General features: G+C 63.2%; 12 protein-coding genes and 2 rRNA genes (1 of these 14 only partly in view). 4 read left to right on the top strand and 10 right to left on the bottom strand.

All coding sequences use genetic code 11. The features are described from left to right. Window positions 1-24: 24 nt before the first annotated feature. Genes U9R80_RS03135 through U9R80_RS03125 form a run of 3 tightly spaced genes read left to right on the top strand, consistent with a single transcriptional unit; the run spans window position 25 to window position 2,125 of the window. Window positions 25-906: a LysR family transcriptional regulator gene (locus U9R80_RS03135; RefSeq protein ID WP_301842623.1), complete on the top strand. Its 882-nt coding sequence runs from the start codon at window positions 25-27 to the stop codon at window positions 904-906. Window positions 907-917: 11 nt separating this feature from the next. Further along, window positions 918-1,733, top strand: a complete 816-nt coding sequence (locus tag U9R80_RS03130) for an aminoglycoside adenylyltransferase family protein (RefSeq protein WP_301842627.1) — start codon at window positions 918-920, stop codon at window positions 1,731-1,733. A gap of 47 nt (window positions 1,734-1,780) precedes the next feature. After that, complete coding sequence (locus U9R80_RS03125; protein WP_038614945.1) at window positions 1,781-2,125, top strand: cupin domain-containing protein; 345 nt, start codon at window positions 1,781-1,783, stop codon at window positions 2,123-2,125. Between the two features lie 60 nt (window positions 2,126-2,185). On the opposite strand, the gene mmsB is transcribed toward U9R80_RS03125, so the two are convergent. Beyond that, entirely contained in the window at window positions 2,186-3,073 is an 888-nt protein-coding gene (mmsB, locus tag U9R80_RS03120) for a 3-hydroxyisobutyrate dehydrogenase (protein WP_301842630.1), read from the bottom strand. 10 nt (window positions 3,074-3,083) lie between these two features. After that, window positions 3,084-4,610 carry a CoA-acylating methylmalonate-semialdehyde dehydrogenase gene (locus U9R80_RS03115; protein ID WP_301842632.1) on the bottom strand — a complete coding sequence of 509 codons (1,527 nt, stop codon included), beginning with the start codon at window positions 4,608-4,610 and terminating at the stop codon, window positions 3,084-3,086. Window positions 4,611-4,744: 134 nt separating this feature from the next. On the opposite strand from U9R80_RS03115, the gene U9R80_RS03110 reads away from it, so the two are divergent. Next, entirely contained in the window at window positions 4,745-5,692 is a 948-nt protein-coding gene (locus U9R80_RS03110) for a LysR family transcriptional regulator (protein ID WP_301842634.1), read from the top strand. On the opposite strand, the gene U9R80_RS03105 is transcribed toward U9R80_RS03110, so the two are convergent. From U9R80_RS03105 to U9R80_RS03070, 8 genes are all read right to left on the bottom strand, one after another. Further along, window positions 5,689-6,189, bottom strand: coding sequence for an OmpA family protein (locus tag U9R80_RS03105; RefSeq protein WP_442964932.1), 501 nt, complete (start codon window positions 6,187-6,189; stop codon window positions 5,689-5,691). The two genes, U9R80_RS03110 and U9R80_RS03105, sit on opposite strands and share 4 nt — an antisense overlap. A gap of 3 nt (window positions 6,190-6,192) precedes the next feature. Next, entirely contained in the window at window positions 6,193-7,461 is a 1,269-nt protein-coding gene (locus tag U9R80_RS03100; protein WP_301842636.1) for a diguanylate cyclase domain-containing protein, read from the bottom strand. Beyond that, window positions 7,458-8,033 carry a YfiR family protein gene (locus U9R80_RS03095; RefSeq protein WP_301842638.1) on the bottom strand — a complete coding sequence of 192 codons (576 nt, stop codon included), beginning with the start codon at window positions 8,031-8,033 and terminating at the stop codon, window positions 7,458-7,460. Before U9R80_RS03095 ends, U9R80_RS03100 begins: the two co-directional genes overlap by 4 nt. 113 nt (window positions 8,034-8,146) lie before the next feature. Further along, window positions 8,147-10,228: an exodeoxyribonuclease V subunit alpha gene (recD, locus tag U9R80_RS03090; RefSeq protein WP_301842639.1), complete on the bottom strand. Its 2,082-nt coding sequence runs from the start codon at window positions 10,226-10,228 to the stop codon at window positions 8,147-8,149. Further along, on the bottom strand, window positions 10,225-13,905 hold the full coding sequence (gene recB, locus U9R80_RS03085) for an exodeoxyribonuclease V subunit beta (protein ID WP_301842642.1): 3,681 nt from the start codon (window positions 13,903-13,905) through the stop codon (window positions 10,225-10,227). Before recB ends, recD begins: the two co-directional genes overlap by 4 nt. Next, on the bottom strand, window positions 13,902-17,381 hold the full coding sequence (recC, locus tag U9R80_RS03080; RefSeq protein WP_301842644.1) for an exodeoxyribonuclease V subunit gamma: 3,480 nt from the start codon (window positions 17,379-17,381) through the stop codon (window positions 13,902-13,904). Before recC ends, recB begins: the two co-directional genes overlap by 4 nt. 123 nt (window positions 17,382-17,504) lie before the next feature. Then, window positions 17,505-17,620: ribosomal RNA gene (gene rrf / locus U9R80_RS03075) — 5S ribosomal RNA — on the bottom strand. Between the two features lie 137 nt (window positions 17,621-17,757). After that, window positions 17,758-19,441, bottom strand: a 23S ribosomal RNA gene (locus tag U9R80_RS03070); it runs 1,206 nt beyond the window's last position.

Genomic DNA, 19,441 nt, shown 5'->3' with positions numbered 1-19,441 from the left:
AGACTATTGCTCAGGCAGAGGCTCATGCATTTTGATCTGATCGACCTGCGACTGTTCCAGCACACCCTGGAGTGCGGCAACATCACCGCCGGTGCCCAGCGCAGCCACCTGTCATTGCCCGCCGCCAGTGCGCGGATCCGCGCCATGGAAGCGTCGCTCGGCACGCCTCTGCTCGAACGCAATCGCCGCGGGGTGCAGGCAACCCCGGCCGGCCAGGCGTTGCTGCAGCATGCACGCCTGATCGGCCAGCAAGTGGAGCGCTTGCAGTTCGACCTGGCCCAACATGCCCAGGGCCTGCAAGGCCAGGTGCGGCTGCTGTGCAACACCGCCGCCCTCAGCGAATACCTGCCCGAACGGCTGGCAGGCTTTCTCGCCGACTACCCGGCCATCACCCTCGACATCCAGGAGCTGCCCAGCCTGCGAATTGTCCAGGCCATTACCGAGGGCGCAGCGGACATCGGCATCATCTCCACCGCCGTCACCAGCGAGCACTTGCAGACCCTGCCCTTTCGCGACGACCCGCTGGTGCTGATCATGCCGCCGGCGCACCCACTGGCGACACGCACCGACCTGCGCTTTGCCGACACGCTGGACTATGGGTTTGTCGGCTTGTCGAGCGACAGCGCCCTGACCCTGCACCTGGAGGAGCAAGCCTTGCACCTGGGCCGGCGCTTGCAGATCCGGGTGCGGGCCGAGGGCTTCGACGGCATGATCCGCATGGTCGCCCATGGCGCCGGGCTGGGCGTGGTGCCGCTGGCAGCGGTGCGCCGTTGGCAGGGCGTGCTGGCATTGCACAGCGTGGCCCTCAAGGAACCCTGGGGCCAGCGCCAACTGAGGCTGTGCGCCCGTGACTTCAGCACCTTGCCAGGCCACAGCCTGGCGTTGGTGCAGCACCTGCGCCCATAAGGAGAATGACCATGGACTTCACGCTCCCCCCCACCTGTTCCAGCGCTGTTGCGGCGCAGCTGGTAAAGGCCTGCGCGGTACTTGAACGCCACCTCGCCCACACCCTGCAAGCTGTTCACCTGTACGGCTCGGCTGCCGACGGCGGGCTCAAGCCGGCCAGCGATCTGGACCTGCTGGTGACCGTCAGCGCACCGCTGCCGGGGCCGGTGCGGCTGGCGCTGATGACCGACTTGCTCGGCGTTTCGGCGCCACCCGGAGGCCCGGTGCGCGCCCTGGAAGTGACCGTGGTGGTCAAGGCCGATGTGCAGCCCTGGCGCTACCCGCCACGGCGCGAACTGCAGTTTGGCGAATGGCTGCGCAACGCGGTGCTGGCCGGTCAGGTCGAGCCCGCCCAGCCCGACCCCGACCTGGCGATCCTGCTGACCAAGGCCCGGCAGCACAGCTTCTGCTTGGCGGGCGTCGCGGCGCCGGCCTGGTTCGCGCCTGTGCCAACGGCGGACCTGGCCCGGGCCTTCGCCGATACGCTTGCGCAATGGCAGGTCCCGGCCGATTGGCAAGGTGATGAACTGACCGTGGTACTGGCGCTGGCGCGCATCGGGTACAGCGTGGAGACCGGCGCGATCGTGCCCAAGGATATGGCGGCGGCATGGCTGCTGGAGCGCCTGCCACAACAACACCAGGCCGTGTTGAGGCATGCGCGCGATGCTTACCTTGGCCATGTCAAAGACAACCTGGCGGATGATTCCGGACAGGTGAGCGCGTTCGTGTACCACTGCAAGGCGCAGATCGAGCGCTCGACGTCGAACCCAGACAACTCCACCCCGTAGTTCGGGCCTATGGTGACGGATCTTTGAGCCGATCCTATGGAGTTCACATGTCTGATTTCATCACCGTACTGCGCGACACCTGCCCTACTCCCGTGTTGAACGCGACCAAGTGGAAACGCATCGGCGGCGACCCGCACACCGTGAACCTCAATGCCTATTTGTCCGAAGACGGCAGCAAGATCATGGGCACCTGGATCTGCACGCCGGGCAAGTTCGAGGTCAATTATGAAAAATGGGAGTACTGCCACTTTCTCGACGGCTACTGCGTGATCACCCCGGAAGGTGAGCAGCCGGTGCATCTGAAGGCGGGGGATGTGTTCGTGATCGAACCGGGAATGAAGGGGACCTGGGAAGTGGTGGAGACGGTGCGCAAGTATTTTGTGTTTGCTTGAAATTGATCGCGGGGCAAGCCCGCTCCTACGGTAGGAGCGGGCCTGCCCCGCGATGCTTTATTACTCCGGCTTGCGATACCCCTCGACAATCGCCGAGAAGTCCTTGCCGCCGTCACCTCGCAGGCTCATGGCCTGGTACAGCTGCTGGGCCACGGCGCCCATGATCACCGGCTGGTGTGCCTGGCGCGCCGCTTCGGTTGCCAGCCCCAGGTCCTTGAGCATCAGCTCGGCACCAAAGCCTCCGGTGTAGCCGCGTGAGGCCGGAGCCGTCTCGATAATGCCCGGCCAGGGGTTGTAGGTGTCCGAACTCCAGCAGCGCCCGGTCGAGCTGTTGATGATCCCGGCCAGTACCTTGGTGTCGATGCCCAGGGCGTTGCCCAGAGCCATGGCCTCAGACACGCCGACCATCGAGATGCCCAACAGCAGGTTGTTGCAGATCTTGGCGATCTGCCCGGTCCCCACTGCACCGCAATGGACGATATTGCGGCCCATCTGCGCCAGCACTGGCTGCAGGGTGGCGAACAGTTCGTCACTGGCACCGACCATGAAGGTCAGGGTGCCGGCGGCTGCACCACCGGTGCCACCGGATACCGGGGCATCGGCCAGGTCGATGCCTTGCTTGGCCGCGGCGACCGAGACATCACGGGCGGTCTGTGGGTCGATGGTGCTGCAGTCCACGACCGGCGTGCCTTTGCGCACACCGGCCAGCACACCGTCTTCACTCAGGTACACACCACGGACATGCGCGGCGGCCGGCAGCATGGTGATGACCATGTCGCTCTGCTGCGCGGCATCGCGTGGCGAGCTGCTGATCTGCCCGCCCAGCTCGGCAAGCTCGGCCAAGACGGTCTTGTTCAGGTCGAACAGGTTCAGTTGATGCCCGGCCTTGATCAGGTTGCGCGCCATGGGCGCACCCATGTTGCCCAGGCCGATGAATGCAATACGCATGGTGAACTCCTTAGCGCAGGCTGATGGTGGTGTTCACACCGTCGTTGACGCTGTCGTCATCGAACCAACGACTGGTGACGGTCTTGGTCTGAGTGTAGAACTGCACCACTTGCTTGCCGTACGGGCCCAGGTCGCCGAGCTTGGAGCCACGCGAACCGGTGAAGCTGAAGTAAGGGACCGGTACCGGGATCGGGATGTTGATGCCGACCTGACCGACGTCGATCTCGTTCTGGAACTTGCGCGCTGCCGCGCCGCTCTGGGTGAACAGGCCAGTGCCGTTGCCGAAGGGGTTGCGGTTGACCAGGGCGATGGCTTCATCGAGGGTGTCGACTTCCAGCACTACCAGCACTGGGCCAAAGATTTCCTGGGTGTAGATCTGCATGTCGGTGGTCACCCCGGAGAACAGGGTCGGGCCAACGAAGTTGCCTTGCTCGTAACCCGGCACGCTCACGTCGCGACCGTCGAGCTCAAGCGTGGCGCCTTCCTTGATGCCGCTTTCGATCAGGCCCAGGACTCGCTCCTTGGCGCGCTTGGAAATCAGCGGCCCGACGTCGGTGCCAGGCTCGCTGCCAGCGTTGACCTTGAGCTGGGAAGCCAGCGCCTTGAGCTCCGGCAGCCACTCGCGGGCCTTGCCCACCAGCACCGCCACCGACGTCGCCATGCAACGCTGGCCGGCCGCGCCGAAGCCTGCGCCGACCAGGGCGTTGAGAGTCTGGGTACGGTTGGCATCCGGCAGCACCACGGCGTGGTTCTTGGCGCCCATCATCGACTGCACGCGCTTGCCGTGCTGGCCGGCCAGGTTGTAGACGTGAGTGCCGACTTCGGTAGAGCCAACGAACGAGATGGCCTTGATGTCGGTGTGGGTGCACAGGGCATCGACCACTTGCTTGCCACCGTGTACCACGTTGAGCACGCCGGCCGGCACACCGGCTTCCAGCGCCAGCTCCACCAGCATCATGGTCGACAGCGGGTCCTGCTCCGACGGCTTGAGCACGAAGGTGTTGCCGCAGACGATGGCCATCGGGAACATCCACAGCGGAATCATCGCCGGGAAGTTGAACGGGGTGATGCCGGCGCACACGCCGATGGGCTGGCGCAGGGTGTAGGTATCGACACCGCCTGCCACGTTCTCGGCGAACTCGCCCATTTGCAGGCTGCCGATGCTGCAGGCGTGCTCGACCACTTCCAGGCCACGGAAAATGTCACCTTCAGCGTCGGCAATGGTCTTGCCCTGCTCGGCGCTGAGCACCACGGCGATACGCTTGGAGTGTTCGCGGATCAGGGCCTGGAGCTTGAGCATGATGCGCATGCGGGCGCCGATCGGGGTGTCGCGCCAGGACTGGAACGCACGCTGGCCAGCGGCGATAGCGGCATCGACTTCTTCGGCGGTGGCGAACGGTACACGGGCCAGCACTTGCTGGGTGGCCGGGTTGACCACGTCGCGCCATTCGTTGGTTTTCGATTCGACCCACTGGCCGTCGATCAGCAGCTTGACCTGCTCGACCTTGGTCTGGTCGGGAGTGAGGGATGCGTTCATGTGGGCTCTCCTGAAATTGTTGTTAGGAAGAGAACGCCGCCGGGTTTGCCGCGACGGACGCTTGGGTCTGGGGCTTGTTTTGGAGTATAGATGTGCAAAGATCCAATAAGAACGCACATAAAAACCGGACCAACATGCAAAAAAACATCACCTCGCTGGGGTCGCTGAACTGGGACGACCTCAAGTTTTTTCTCGAAGTAGCCCGTACCCGCAAGGCCAGCGCGGCCGCCAAGCGCCTGGGTGTGGACTACACCACGGTGTCGCGGCGGATCAGTTCACTGGAAGTGTCGCTGGGGACGTTGCTGTTTGAAAAATCGCGGACCAACGGCTTTGTCCTGACCGCCGAGGGCCAGCGCCTGCTCAGCTATGCCGAGTCGATCGAAAGCACCCTGCACATGGCGTGCGAGCAGGTGTCGGGGTCTGGCGTGGCGTTGTCCGGGCATGTGCGCATGGGCTGTACCGAGGGCTTTGGCAGCTTTTTCGTCACCCCGCAGCTAAGCCATTTCGTCGATGCCTACCCGGCCATCTCGGTGGACATCCTGCCGCTGCCGCACTTCATCAGCCTGTCCAAGCGCGAGGCCGACATCGTCATCGCCCTGGAGCGCCCGGAACACGGGCCCTATGTGTGCTGCAAACTGTGCGACTACCGCCTGCGCCTGTACGCCACCCAGGAATACCTGGACAGCCATGAGCCGATCACGCGCAGCAGCGACCTGGCCAATCATCAGTTCATCAGTTATGTCGACGACCTGGCCTTCAGCTCCGAGCTGCTGTACCTGGCCAACCTGATTCCCTCGGCCAGCGCCAACCTGCGCAGTACCAGCGTGATCGCCCAGTACGTGGCCGCCCAGCAGGGCCGAGGGCTGGCGATTCTGCCGTGTTTTCTGGCGGCACAGGACCCGCGCCTGGTGGCGATATTGCCGGAGGAAGTGGAGATTACCCGGCAGTTCTGGATGTACTGCCGCGAGGACTTGCGCAAGTTGAAGCGGATTACCCTGTTGTGGGATTACATCCGCAATGTCACCGAGCGCAACGCGCCGCTGTTGATGGGCACGTCGCGCTCGATGAGTTTTGCCGATTAGTCGGAGGCGACGACGATGGCCACCCGGCGGTTTTCCATGCGCCCGGCACGGTTGGCGTTGCTGGCCACCGGCTCACTGCTGCCCAGGCCACGGGTTACGACGTTTTCCGGACGCATGCCGACCGAGGTCAGGACGTTGGCCACGCTCTTGGCCCGGCGCAGCGACAGTTGCTCGTTGTAGGCGGCCTGGCCGGTGGAGTCAGTGTGACCGTCGATCCGTACACGCTGGATATCCACCGACAGCAACGACTTGCCGATGCGCTCGACAATGGCCTGGCTCTGGCTGTTGAGCGAGTCCAGGTCGCTGCCGAACAGCACCTTGCCAGACAAGCCGAATTCCCAGCCCTCGTCGGTCAGACGAAAGCCTTCCTGTTTGAGTACGGCAATCTGCTCGGCCGTCAGTCCTTTGGGCGGCACACTCTGGCAACCGGTCAAGGCCAACAACGCCAAGGCCAGGAAGGCAAAGTGAAAACGCAGGTATCGACTCAAATGTGTCACGGTTCAGCTCCTGTTTTTTTGATGGGCAGAGCACTCCGCCTCTGCCGTTTGCCACTGGCCGCGCTCAGTGCGCTTGGCCTGGTACATCGCCGCATCGGCGGCATTGAGTAAATCGGACGGGCTACGGCCGTCATCCGGGAAGTAGGCAATGCCGACGCTCAACGAGGTGACGATGCTCCTGCCCTCGCTCAGGCCGATGGGCTGGCGCATGCTGATGATGATCTTCTCGGCGATGCGCTGGGCATCCTCTCGGCTGTGCAGGGGGGCCAGCAGTACAGCGAACTCATCGCCCCCCAGGCGCGCCACCAGATCATTTTCACGCAACTGCGAGCGCACGCGCGCCGCGACGCTGATCAGCACTTCGTCACCGGCCGCATGCCCGAAGTTGTCGTTGATGTCCTTGAAGTTGTCGCTGTCGAGGAACAACAGCGCCAGGTGTTCCTGGTGCTTGATGGCATTGCGCACGGTGCGGCTGAGCCGGCCTTCAAAGAAGGCCCGGTTGGGCAGCCCGGTGAGGCTGTCGTGGCTGGCCTGGTGGGCGAGGCTTTCGTTTTCGCTTTGCAGGTGGTTCTGCCAGTTCTCAAGCTCGTCGAGCAAGGCATTGAAGTCGTTGCCCAGTTCATTGAGCTCGGCGATCTGTGCCGGTGGCACGCGCCGGTCGAAACTGCGCTCGCGCCGCGCCGCGTGAGCCACGGTGGCCAGGCTGCGCAGCGGGCCGACAATATCGCCGAACAGGCGCCGCGACAGGTACAGCGCCCCCAACGCGCTCAACACCGTGGAGAGGATGATGCCGGCCAGGCCACTGAGCATGAAGCGCAACAGACTCCCGCCCTGCCCCACCAGCTCGATGCGTCCGACCTGGCGGTCCTGGTGCAGCACCGGCAGGATGATCGGTTCTTCCAGCAATGCACGAGCCACCCGTTGCTCGATCTGAGCCATCACGGAGTCTTCGCTGCGCTGCCAGCGGGCCAGCAGTTGATTGCGGTGGTTGAATACCTTGGCGTCGGCCACCTCTTCGGTCGAGGCAATCATTGCCAGGGCTTCGTTGGCGGCGCTGCTGTCGTTGAACACCACGGCGGCTTCGACGGTGTAGTTGATCGAGCGGGCGATCAAGTGCAGGTTGTGATTGGCATACACCCGCAGCGCCAGCACGCCGAGTACGGTCAGTGAGATGCCGGCCAGGCCCACGGCCAACAACGCCACGCTCAAGTGTCGGCGGCCCAGTACCGAGCGCAAGGTCGGGCGCTGTCGCCTCCATTTAAAGCCCATCATGGCTGTGCCGCCCGGCGCCGCGACAACTGCAGCACGCTGGGGTGAATACGCACGCCGCTGCGCGCCACCGAATCGAGGTTGACGTCGAAGGCCACCTGCTGGTCGCTGACCCGCAAGCAGAACACACTGCCGACCGTACAGGGATCATGGGCCTCGCTGATGCTCAACACCGGATGGCCCGTGACGGCGCTGAACAGCTGTTTGCGTTCATCCTGGTCCAGTCGCCCCAGGTACATGGCGTCGCACTCGGTGACGATACGGGGATCGTTGGCCAGCAACCGGCGTACGGCCACCGGGCGACCGCTGGCCTGGGTGGTGCCCTTGACCAGGTCGTCGGCGTATTCAGTGGGGCCGATCAGGCATAGGCGCAGCTGCTCGGGCTCCACCGGCCAGCGCGCATAACTGAGGATGCCCAGTACCACTTGGGTCACGGCTTTGGCGCGTTGTTCTGCCAGGGTCGAGGCTGAATCTGTCTCGGCGTGGGCCAGCGCTGCGAACATCAACGGCAACGCGGCCAGCAGCGAACGCCCCCGGCTCGTCACACGTCCCGATGTCGGGGCGGCCACTTTCATGAAGGAAATCTCTTAAAACACTGCAGGATACTGTCGCAACGATAGCACAGTGGGCGATTTGCCAGCGAGGGGGCAAGCCAGGGGCGGTCCGGTCATTTACCGGACCGCCGCGCTCACACCTGCTTGAGCATCAACCCCGAGATCCGCTTGACCTTGCGCCGCACAGCGTCTTCAAACACACCCTGGCGCGGTTCGATCAAGGTGAAACAGGTCTTGGCCCGGGTGATCCCGGTGTAGATCAGTTCTTTGGTCAGCACCGGATTCAACGCATCGGGCAGTACCAGTGCGGTGTGGGTGAACTCCGAGCCCTGGGACTTATGCACGGTCATGGCGAAGACCGTTTCCACCTCGTTGAGCCGGCTCGGCAGTACGAAGCGCACGCCGCCACGACCGTCGTTGCGGGCAAAGGCGACGCGCAGGACCGAGTGCCCGGGGTGCTGCTCATCCGGCAGGCGCAGGGCGATGCCGATGTCGCCGTTCATCAGCCCCAGGCCATAGTCGTTGCGTGTCATCAGCACCGGACGGCCTTCATACCAGGGCTGGTCGGCCGGTATCAGGCCCGCTGCCGCCAGCACCCGGCTGACCCGCACGTTAAGCCCCTCGACACCCCACGGCCCCTTGCGCACCGCGCACAGCAGCTGGAATGTCTCAAAGCCCTGCAGCACCGCCATGGCCCAGGTTTCCCAGCGCGGATCATCGGCAGCAGTACCCGCAGCCGGGCGCTGCCGACCGATGACCTGCAAGTAGCTTCGATAGCCCTGGGGGCCCTGCTCGCCGCGGCCCAATCCGTCCAGCAGCAGGCGATCCAGGGCGCGATCCTGCTCGCCGCGCAGGCTCAGGCCAAACACATCCTCCAGCTTGTCCTTGAGCAAAGCCCGCGCCTGGTCGGCGTCTTGCTGGTTGACCAGGCGCGCCAGACGGCCAATGCCGCTGGTTTCACCGAAACGCCGGGAAAACCGCAGCATCACCACCTGCTGGGCCAGCGGGAATTGCTCGGCAGTGCCCGCTTCGAGCCCACTATCGGTCAACGTTTCGCCGCTGACCTGCTCCAGCCACGCCTGGGTCTGCGCACTGTAGCGACCCGCCTCGGCATCCCGGCACAGATCACCCAGTACCGCACCGGCCTCCACCGAAGCCAACTGGTCCTTGTCACCCAGCAACACCAGGCGCGCGTGAGGCGGTAGCGCAGCCAGCAGATTGGCCATCATCTCCAGGTCAATCATCGAGGCTTCGTCGAGCACCAGCACATCCAGGGGCAATGGATTACCGGCATGGTGACGAAAATGCCGCGAGCCCGGGCGGCTGCCCAGCAAGCGGTGAACGGTGGACACATCGGTGGGAATGTTCTCGCGCACTTGAGCGGCAACCGCCAGGCGCTCCACCTGCTGGCCGATGGACTCGGTCAGCCGCGCTGCCGCCTTGCCGGTGGGCGCCGCCAGACGAATGCGCAAAGGCCGCCCGGCCTCCACGGCCGGGGCTTGCAGCAGGGCCAGCAAGCGCACCACGGTGGTGGTCTTGCCGGTCCCGGGGCCGCCGGTAATGATGCTGAACGCACCCCGGGTCGCCAGGGCACAGGCGAGCTTCTGCCAGTCCACCTGCCCTGCCGGGCCGCCACCTGCGAACAATTGCGCCAGGCGCGCCGGCAAGTCGGCCGGGCTGGGCTCGACCTGCTCCAGACGTTGATGCAGGGCACGGTCGATACTGCGCTCGTAGGCCCAGTAACGACGCAGGTACAGGCGCTGGCCACTGAGCACCAGGGGCCGCGATGTATGTGCCGGATGATCCGCATCGGCCACCAGGCCGCTACTGGCCAGCCGTTGCAGCCAGGTGCCCAGCACCAGGCGTTCGAGCAACTGCGAGGGCAGCAGCAACGGGCCGGCCAGAGCATCGCCTTCCGGCGGCAAGGACAGGGCAAAGTCCGGCTCGGCCAGGGTTTCGCCCAGGTCCAGGCACACATGGCCATGGCCCAACTGATGGCTGGCCAGGGCAGCGGCCAGCAATACCAGCGAATCACTGCCCGGCTCGCGCTCCTGCAAAAAGCCGACGAATGCACGGTCCAGCGCTCGCAACCATCCCCGCTCGACCCAGCGATCGAGCAGGGCCAGCAAGTCGGCACTGTTGCTCAACGGCTCGAGCGCCGCCAGATGCCGGGCATCCAGCGGTGTAGGCAGCAGGTCGTCGAGGGTACGGCTCATGATGCATCTCCCAGGAACAGGTCGTGTTGTTGCAAGGTGCTCACGCCGCGGAACAGGTCATCGAGGCGTTCGATCAGCTCCCGTGGCGGCTTGACGAAGTACAGGCCGCCCGACGCCGCATGCACGCCGCGCAGAAACACGAACAATGCCCCGCCGACGTGCAGGTCGTAGTCGTAGTCCGGCAGCCGCGCGCGCAGCTGGCGGTGCAGGGCCAGCAGGTACAACACATATTGCAGGTCGTAGCGGTGGGCGAGGATCGCCGCTTCCATCGCCTGCTCGCTGTAGGCCAGGTCATCAGGACCGAGCCAGTTGGACTTGTAATCGGCCACGTAATAGCGCCCGTCATGCTCGAAGGCCAGGTCGATGAAGCCTTTGAACATGCCGTTGAGCTGGGCCGGCTGAGCGGCGACCCGACTCATGCCCTGGTGGGTGAACTCGCCGACCAAGCGGTCCAGCTGACCGACATCGACCTTGTGGCTGGCGAACCAGAACTCCATTTCGATCTGGTACTCGGCCAATTGATTCAGGGCCGTTGGCGGGCTGTCCGGCGCCAGGTTCATGGGCTGCACCAGCAGCGTCTGCAGCCACGAGGTCAGGGTATTGATCCAGCCGGTCCAGTCGCGGCGGTTGCAACGCTGGCCGACGGTGCGCTGCAGTTTTTCCAGGTCGGCCGTCACCGGGCCAAAACCTTCGTGCCCCGCCCATTCAAGCAGGCCGTGAAGGAAGGTGCCGGGGTTCGGGCCGCGAGGGAATCGGTGGATATCACCGCTGCCAGGCGCCACTTCGCGCAGTTGTTGCGGGTCGGGCCGCTCGTCGTCGAGCAGGTGCTGCGCCTGGGAACTGTCGGCGGTCAGTGACAGCGACTCTTCACCAATACGCAACGCACTGTAGGAGGCGATCCACCAGTTTTCCGCCGCCCGGCGTTTTGGCTGGCGCACAGGAAGCAACTCAGCCGTGTTGGCCGGGGCGATAAAGCTGAGGTCGTCCGCCTCCGGCATGAGGTTGCTGGCGATGGCCGGGCAATCGGCCTGCAGCGTTTTCAGCCAATCACTCAACTGACCCGAGGACGCCAGCGGCGCGCCGCCACCGAGCAGATAACCCAGGGCCGAGCGGTGCAGCACCGAGCTTTTGACGTTGCCACGCTTGAGGTCGGCCACGCCCAGCCAGCAGGCGTGCTGGGCTCGGGTCAGGGCGACATAGAGCAGGCGCAGGTCTTCAGCCAGACGCTCCTCATCGGCCAGGGCGATCTGTTCGGCATCCGGGGTGAGGGTCAGGTGGGCCTGGCCGTCGCTGTCGTGCCAACCCAGGGGCAAGCGCTGGCCATCCACCGGTTTGCTGGAGCAAATGAACGGCAGGAACACCAGCGGGTATTCGAGGCCCTTGGACTTGTGGATGGTCACCACCTTGACCAACTGTTCGTCGCTTTCAAGGCGCAGGATCTGCTCTTCACCGGCCTGCCCGGCGTTGGCCAGGTGCTCGCCCAGGTGACGGATCAATGCCTGTTCGCCATCAAGCTCGGTGGCAGCCTGCTGCAGCAGTTCGGCCAGGTGCAGCAAGTTGGTCAGTACCCGCTCGCCGTCGCTGTGGACCATGAGCACCTGGGGCAGGTCGAAATCGTGAAGCAGGTGGCGCAGCATCGGCAACACACCCTGGCTGCGCCAGATCATCCGGTACTGGCGAAACTGCATGACCCAGCGTTCCCAGACCCGCTCATCCTGATTCAATTGCTCCAGGGCGGTGAGCGGCAGGTCAAGGGTGACACTGGCAAGCGCGGCCTTGAGCAGGCGCTCGGCGTCCGGTTCGGCACAGGCCTTGAGCCAGCTCAACAGGTCCTTGGCTTCCTGGGCCGCGAACACCGAGTCCTTATCCGAGAGGTACACGCTGCGCACGTCGCGCGCCGCCAGTTCGGCACGAATCAACTGTGCCTCATGACCGTCGCGCACCAGAATGGCGATGTCCGACGGCAGGCAACCACGCACGCGCTGATCGGCCTGAACAAAACCGCTGCGGCCCTGCTGCCCGCCATTGAGCAAGGCCACGATCTGGCTGGCGCAGCTGGCGGCCAGCTGTTGCCGGTATACCGCACCGGACACTGGCTCTTCGCTGGTCAGTTGCCAGAGGTTCAACGCAGCAACTGCTTGCCCGTCGATCTGCAGGTGCTCGCTACGGCCTTTGGCCTTGACCTCGACAAAGGGCACCGGGTTGTCATCACCGTCGCGAAACAGAAACGCGCCACGCCCGAGCACACGCGTCTCGGCCTGCATGAACACATGGTTGACGGCCGTGACCATGGCCTGGCTGGAGCGGAAGTTGGTGTCCAGGCTGTGCAGGCGCCCGGCAGTGGCGCGGCGAGCGCCCAGGTAGGTGAAAATATCGGCGCCACGGAAGGCATAGATCGCCTGCTTGGGGTCGCCGATCATGAACAGGCCGGTGTCGTGCAGGTTTTCCTCGATACGGTAGATACGCTGGAAAATCCGGTACTGCACCGGGTCGGTGTCCTGGAATTCATCGATCAGGGCCACCGGGAATTGCTCGCGGATCACGCCTGCCAGGCGCTCACCGGTGTCGCTGTGCAGGGCGTGATCCAGGCGCAGCAGCATGTCATCGAAGCCCATTTCGGCGCGCCGACGCTTTTCCGCCTCAAAGCGCGCACCGACCCAGACCGCCGCGTGTTCGAGCAGGCAGGCGTCTGCCGTTGGCAGGCCCTGGAGTTGCTGGGCAAGGCTCTCCATCGCCTGCAAGGCCGGATGCTCGGGCGGCTCGCCCTTCCAGGCTTCGGCCATACCGGCCCGGGTCAGGCGGGTGAAGCCTGTGCCCAGGTCCAGATCCAGCGCGTGTTCATCCGTTGCCCACGCCGCCAGTTTTTCGCACCAGGGCTCGAAGAAACGCGCCTGCATCTTGCGGCCATCGACCTGCTTGGCGGCGACGCCGTCACGGCAAATCTGCAGCAATTCATCCGCCCATTTGGCCCACGGCGCCTTGAGCGTGCGCAGTTGCTCGGCACGCTGCTGCAAGACTGCTTCGATCAATGCCTGGGGTTCTTCATCGTTGCTCAGGACACGCTGGCGGCCGAACAGGGCACGCACCCGTGGCAGCAAGTCCTGGGGGCTGACCCAGTGGGCGCGGACCCAGTCCAGTGCCTCACCTTGCATGCCATAGCAGAACCGGCGCCAGTAGTCGCGCATGACCTGCCCGAGCAATTCGCTGTGGTCGGTTTCCAGACTCTGGGTGAACAGGCTGCCGCTGTCGAACGCATGCTCGCGCAGCATGCGCTGGCACCAGCTGTGAATGGTCGATACAGCGGCTTCGTCCATCCATTGCGCCGCCACGTCCAGGCGGTTGGCGCAAGCGCTCCAGAGGTCGGGCGAATAATCGTCGCGCAGTTGCTGGAGCAGTGGATCGGCCTCCTGCAGCTCACCGCGAAAGTACCGCGCCGCTTCGGCAAGGCGGGTGCGGATACGCTCGCGCAGCTCCTTGGTCGCGGCATCGGTGAAGGTCACCACCAGAATCTGGGGCGGCAACAGCTCACGGCCGAACCCCTGCTCGCCGCCATGGCCGAGCACCAGGCGCAGGTACAGGGCAGAGATGGTGAACGTCTTGCCGGTACCGGCGCTGGCTTCGATCAGTTGGCTGCCATGCAGGGGAAAGGTCAGTGCCAGGGGTGCTGCGCGACTCATTGGCCGGCCTCCTCATTGCCCAAGGTCTGCCAGGGCGCATCGAACATCGGACGGTAAAGCGACTCACACCAGCCTTCAAATTCTTCGCTGGCGCTTAGGGCGGCAAAGTCTGGGAACTGACGGGCCAGCGCTGTGCTTTCGCTACGCTCACCGGCGCTGTTGCGACCATCGCCTTCGTATTGTTTGATCGCTGCGGCCAGCGCTTTGTCGGGATCGCTCTGGGCCAGCCAGGCAAAGGCCGTCTTGACCGCCACGGGCAACGGCGCGCACATCCCGGCCTGGCGGGCCAGCAGCAGGTAACCCAGCAACTTGGCGGCCTGCGCTTGCTCAAGAGGGGGGAGCAGCAAGGTGACGTCGGTCGCCACTACGGCGCTGTTCAGGGGCAGGCCGACAGCGCAGGCCGCCAGGTGCGTCACCCAGGTTGCCGTCAGCCGATGCCACTTGCGGGTGCGGCCGCTGCTGATGGTGTTGGGGACGGTGGTAATGCTCAAGAGGGACTGATCGTCACCTTGATAGACCCGGCCAAGCCACCCCTCAAGCGTGAGCTGGCGGTGCTCGAAGTGCACGGGCAAGGCGCTGTCCAGCGGGGTGGGCCATTGGCGCAGCAATTGTTGGTGACGCTGCAACAGGTCCGGCAACGGCTCGATCAACTCCTCCTGCAGGCACTCGCCGAAACCTGCCAGCGGCAGCATGCCGCTACCCTGCAGGCGGCGGGCCTGGGCGTGCAACGCCTGGGCCGCATCGTCCGGTGCCGCAAGGGCTGCATCGAGCAGGCTCGCGCTGAGGCTGTAGCGCTCGAGGGCATCGAGCACGAAAGGTTCTTCGTCGGGCAGCGGGGCCTGGGCCGATTCAAAGAACACCTTCAGACGCTGGCTGAAGAAGTGCTGCACCGGACGGCGCAGAAAGTCCTGCAGCAGGTTCAGGCTCAACGCCTCGTCACTGACATAAGGCGGCAGCTCGTCTTCAGGCTTTACCTTGTCTTCTGCGGGCAGGTGCAGTGAATGCCATTCACGCGCATAGCTGAACAGGTTGCTGCCTTTGAGGTAGTAGCGGCTGCTGAAGGGTTGCAGGGGATGCTCGACGGTCAGGGTGTGAAGCAATTGCTCACCCGCATCAAGCTTGCTGGCGGCGTCGGCACGGGCCAGGCGCCAACCGGCGGCCAGGTGATCGCGTAGCTGCCCGATCAACACCGAGGCCGGTCGCTCGCTGTTATCGCGAATGCTGCGCCCGACCCAACTGACATACAGCTGTTCACGCGCCGAGAGCAATGCTTCGAGCAGCAAGTAGCGATCGTCCTCGCGGCGCGAGCGGTCACCCGGGCGGTAGTCGCTGCCCATCAGGTCGAAGTCCAGCGGCGGTTGCGCGCGCGGGTAATCGCCATCGTTCATGCCCAGCAGGCACACCACCTTAAACGGGATCGCACGCATCGGCATCAGGGTGCAGAAGTTGACCGAGCCGGCCAGGAAACGCTGGGACAAACGTCCTTGATCAAGCCCGGCCAGCCAGGCTTCACGCACTACCGTCAGCGGCAGCAGGTCTTGCAGGGCCACCGACTCACACGTTTGCAGCCAGGTTTCGCGCAGGGTCTGCAACTGCACCAAGAGGTAATCGTCGTGTTCGTTTTCGGCGAGGAAGAACACCTGCAACAAGGAGTGCAGTCGCTCCCCCCATTGAGTGGCGGTCGCTGGCAGGGACAGCTGCTGGTAGGCCACCTCCAGGGCATCGAGCAAGGCCACCAATGGGCCGATCAACGCCGCATCGAGGCCGCCGATTTCATCGTACGGTTCGATACCATCGCAGGCCTCACCGACACCGACGGCATAGCCCAGCAACATGCGGCGCAAACCGAATCGCCAACTGTTCTGCTCCAGGTCAGCGGGCAAGCCCAGGCTGGCACGCTGCTCGGCATTGAGCCCCCAGCGGATACCGGCGCCTTCGATCCAGCGATGCAGGGTCGGCAGATCGCTTTCCTTGATGGCGAAGCGGGCCCGCAAGGCGGGAACGTCGAGCAAGTCGAGCACTTCACTGACCGAGAAGCGGCTGTCCGGCAACTTGAGCAGGTGCTCCAGGGCAATCAGCAACGGATCGCGTCCACGCTGGCCCTGGTCAGTCAGGGTGTAGGGAATGTAGCGGGCATCATCACGCTCCAGCTGGCCGAACACGGCGCGGATGTGCGGCGCGTAGGTGTTGATGTCCGGCAGCATGACGATGACATCACGGGGACGCAGGTGCGGGTCGGCGCTGAAGCGGGCCAGCAATTGGTCGTGAAGAATCTCGACTTCACGCTGCGGGCTATGGGCGATGTGGAAGCGTACCGAGCGATCCTTGGCAGGGTCGACGTCTGCCCACCGCTCGCGGGTTTCACTCAGCGGACGTAGTTCCAGGATGTCGTCCTGCAATTCGTTGAGCAGGGTCTTGGGGTCGCTATCGCTGAACAGGTCGATGCGGCCCTCACTGAACGCTGCGCGGTAGCTGCCGGGGTCGTCATAGCTGTCGAGCAAGTTGATGTAGTCGCGCCCTTGCTTGCCCCAGGCGGCCAGCAGCGGGTGAGCGTGCTGGTGCAGGGACTGGGCGTCGATCAGGCTGGGCATACCTTGCTTACGCTGCTGGCGTTTGTACTGGTGACGGAGCAGGTCTTTGTCGGCAACGATATCGGCCCAGTGGTGACGGCAGGGGTTGTGCACACAGAGCAGCACCTGGCTGAAGCGGGCCAGGCCGGCCAGCGCCTCCAGCGCCTGTGCCGGCAACGAGGAAATCCCGAAGACGATCACCCGTGAAGGGAGCCCTGGCGGGGCCTTTTCGAGGCTGTTGATGCGCTCGACAAACCGTTGGTGTACCCCGGCACGGCTCTGGGCCATGCCCTCTTCCCCGACATCCATCAGCAGTGCGCGCCAGAGTTCGGCTTGCCAGCAATTGGCGGGGGGCAGTGGCTTGGTTTCGCCTCTGGCGGTGTTGAGCACATGCCGGCCAGCCGCCCAGTCCTTGAGCCAGTCGGCCCGGTACACCTGGTATTGGTCGAACAGGTCGGCCAGGCGCTCGGCCAGTTGGTAGCGCTTGCGCAGGTCGGTGTCGTCATTGAGGAAGCGCTGCAGGGGCTCGAAGTGCGGTTTGTCGATGACTTCGGGCAGCAGGCGCATCAGGCGCCAGGTCAGGGGGGCTTTGTCGAGCAGCGAAACTTCCGGGATCTCGTGGCGGCCCAGCACGCGGCGGTACAACTGCCACATGAAGCTACCGGGCAGTTGCACTTCGATGGCTGCCGCGATGCCGCAGCCGCCTGAATCATCGTCTTCGGGATCTTCAGCCAGGGCGAGTTTCAGCCACTGGGCGATGCCGTTGCTCTGCACCAGGGCAATCTCGTTTTCCAGCGGCTTGAGGGGGTAACGCCGCATCCAACTGACGACCAGACTGCGCAATTCGTCCAGGCGATTGCCGTGGACCACCATGAATCCTGGAAGTAAGGGATTTACGTGCGGCATTGGACATCCTTGAGTCTGTGCGGGCAGAGGGGAACCATATCATGGGGAAGTGGCGCTGCGATTGCAGAGCCAGAAAAGACAAAACCCCTACCTGCATGTGCAGATAGGGGTTTCGGAATTTAATCTTGACGATGACCTACTCTCACATGGGGAAACCCCACACTACCATCGGCGATGCATCGTTTCACTACTGAGTTCGGGATGGGATCAGGTGGTTCCAATGCTCTATGGTCGTCAAGAAATTCTGTGTACCGGACCGTCGTTCGACGCTCCAGCAAATCGGGTATGTGATGTTTTGTGAGTCGCAAACTTTCGGTTCGTTTCGTCTTCACAACACCGCAATCTGGTCATTCGACGCAAATTGCTTGGGTGTTATATGGTCAAGCCTCACGGGCAATTAGTATTGGTTAGCTCAACGCCTCACAGCGCTTACACACCCAACCTATCAACGTCGTAGTCTTCGACGGCCCTTCAGGGAGCTCAAGGCTCCAGTGAGATCTCATCTTGAGGCAAGTTTCCCGCTTAGATGCTTTCAGCGGTTATCTCTTCCGAACATAGCTACCCGGCAATGCCACTGGCGTGACAACCGGAACACCAGAGGTTCGTCCACTCCGGTCCTCTCGTACTAGGAGCAGCCCCTCTCAAATCTCAAACGTCCACGGCAGATAGGGACCGAACTGTCTCACGACGTTCTAAACCCAGCTCGCGTACCACTTTAAATGGCGAACAGCCATACCCTTGGGACCGGCTTCAGCCCCAGGATGTGATGAGCCGACATCGAGGTGCCAAACACCGCCGTCGATATGAACTCTTGGGCGGTATCAGCCTGTTATCCCCGGAGTACCTTTTATCCGTTGAGCGATGGCCCTTCCATACAGAACCACCGGATCACTAAGACCTACTTTCGTACCTGCTCGACGTGTCTGTCTCGCAGTCAAGCGCGCTTTTGCCTTTATACTCTACGACCGATTTCCGACCGGTCTGAGCGCACCTTCGTACTCCTCCGTTACTCTTTAGGAGGAGACCGCCCCAGTCAAACTACCCACCATACACTGTCCTCGATCCGGATAACGGACCTGAGTTAGAACCTCAAAGTTGCCAGGGTGGTATTTCAAGGATGGCTCCACGCGAACTGGCGTCCACGCTTCAAAGCCTCCCACCTATCCTACACAAGCAAATTCAAAGTCCAGTGCAAAGCTATAGTAAAGGTTCACGGGGTCTTTCCGTCTAGCCGCGGATACACTGCATCTTCACAGCGATTTCAATTTCACTGAGTCTCGGGTGGAGACAGCGCCGCCATCGTTACGCCATTCGTGCAGGTCGGAACTTACCCGACAAGGAATTTCGCTACCTTAGGACCGTTATAGTTACGGCCGCCGTTTACCGGGGCTTCGATCAAGAGCTTCGCGTTAGCTAACCCCATCAATTAACCTTCCGGCACCGGGCAGGCGTCACACCCTATACGTCCACTTTCGTGTTTGCAGAGTGCTGTGTTTTTAATAAACAGTCGCAGCGGCCTGGTATCTTCGACCGGCATGAGCTTACGGAGCAAGTCCTTCACCCTCACCGGCGCACCTTCTCCCGAAGTTACGGTGCCATTTTGCCTAGTTCCTTCACCCGAGTTCTCTCAAGCGCCTTGGTATTCTCTACCCAACCACCTGTGTCGGTTTGGGGTACGGTTCCTAGTTATCTGAAGCTTAGAAGCTTTTCTTGGAAGCATGGCATCAACCACTTCGTCGCCTAAAGGCAACTCGTCATCAGCTCTCGGCCTTAAGATCCCGGATTTACCTAAGATCTCAGCCTACCACCTTAAACTTGGACAACCAACGCCAAGCTGGCCTAGCCTTCTCCGTCCCTCCATCGCAATAACTAGAAGTACAGGAATATTAACCTGTTTTCCATCGACTACGCTTTTCAGCCTCGCCTTAGGGACCGACTAACCCTGCGTCGATTAACGTTGCGCAGGAAACCTTGGTCTTTCGGCGTGGGAGTTTTTCACTCCCATTGTCGTTACTCATGTCAGCATTCGCACTTCTGATACCTCCAGCAAGCTTCTCAAC

The organism is Pseudomonas sp. JQ170C (genome assembly GCF_035581345.1).
In the GTDB taxonomy this organism is placed as follows: domain Bacteria; phylum Pseudomonadota; class Gammaproteobacteria; order Pseudomonadales; family Pseudomonadaceae; genus Aquipseudomonas.
Note: the sequence above shows the minus strand (reverse complement) of the source record. Positions and strands in the feature narration are given on the sequence as shown.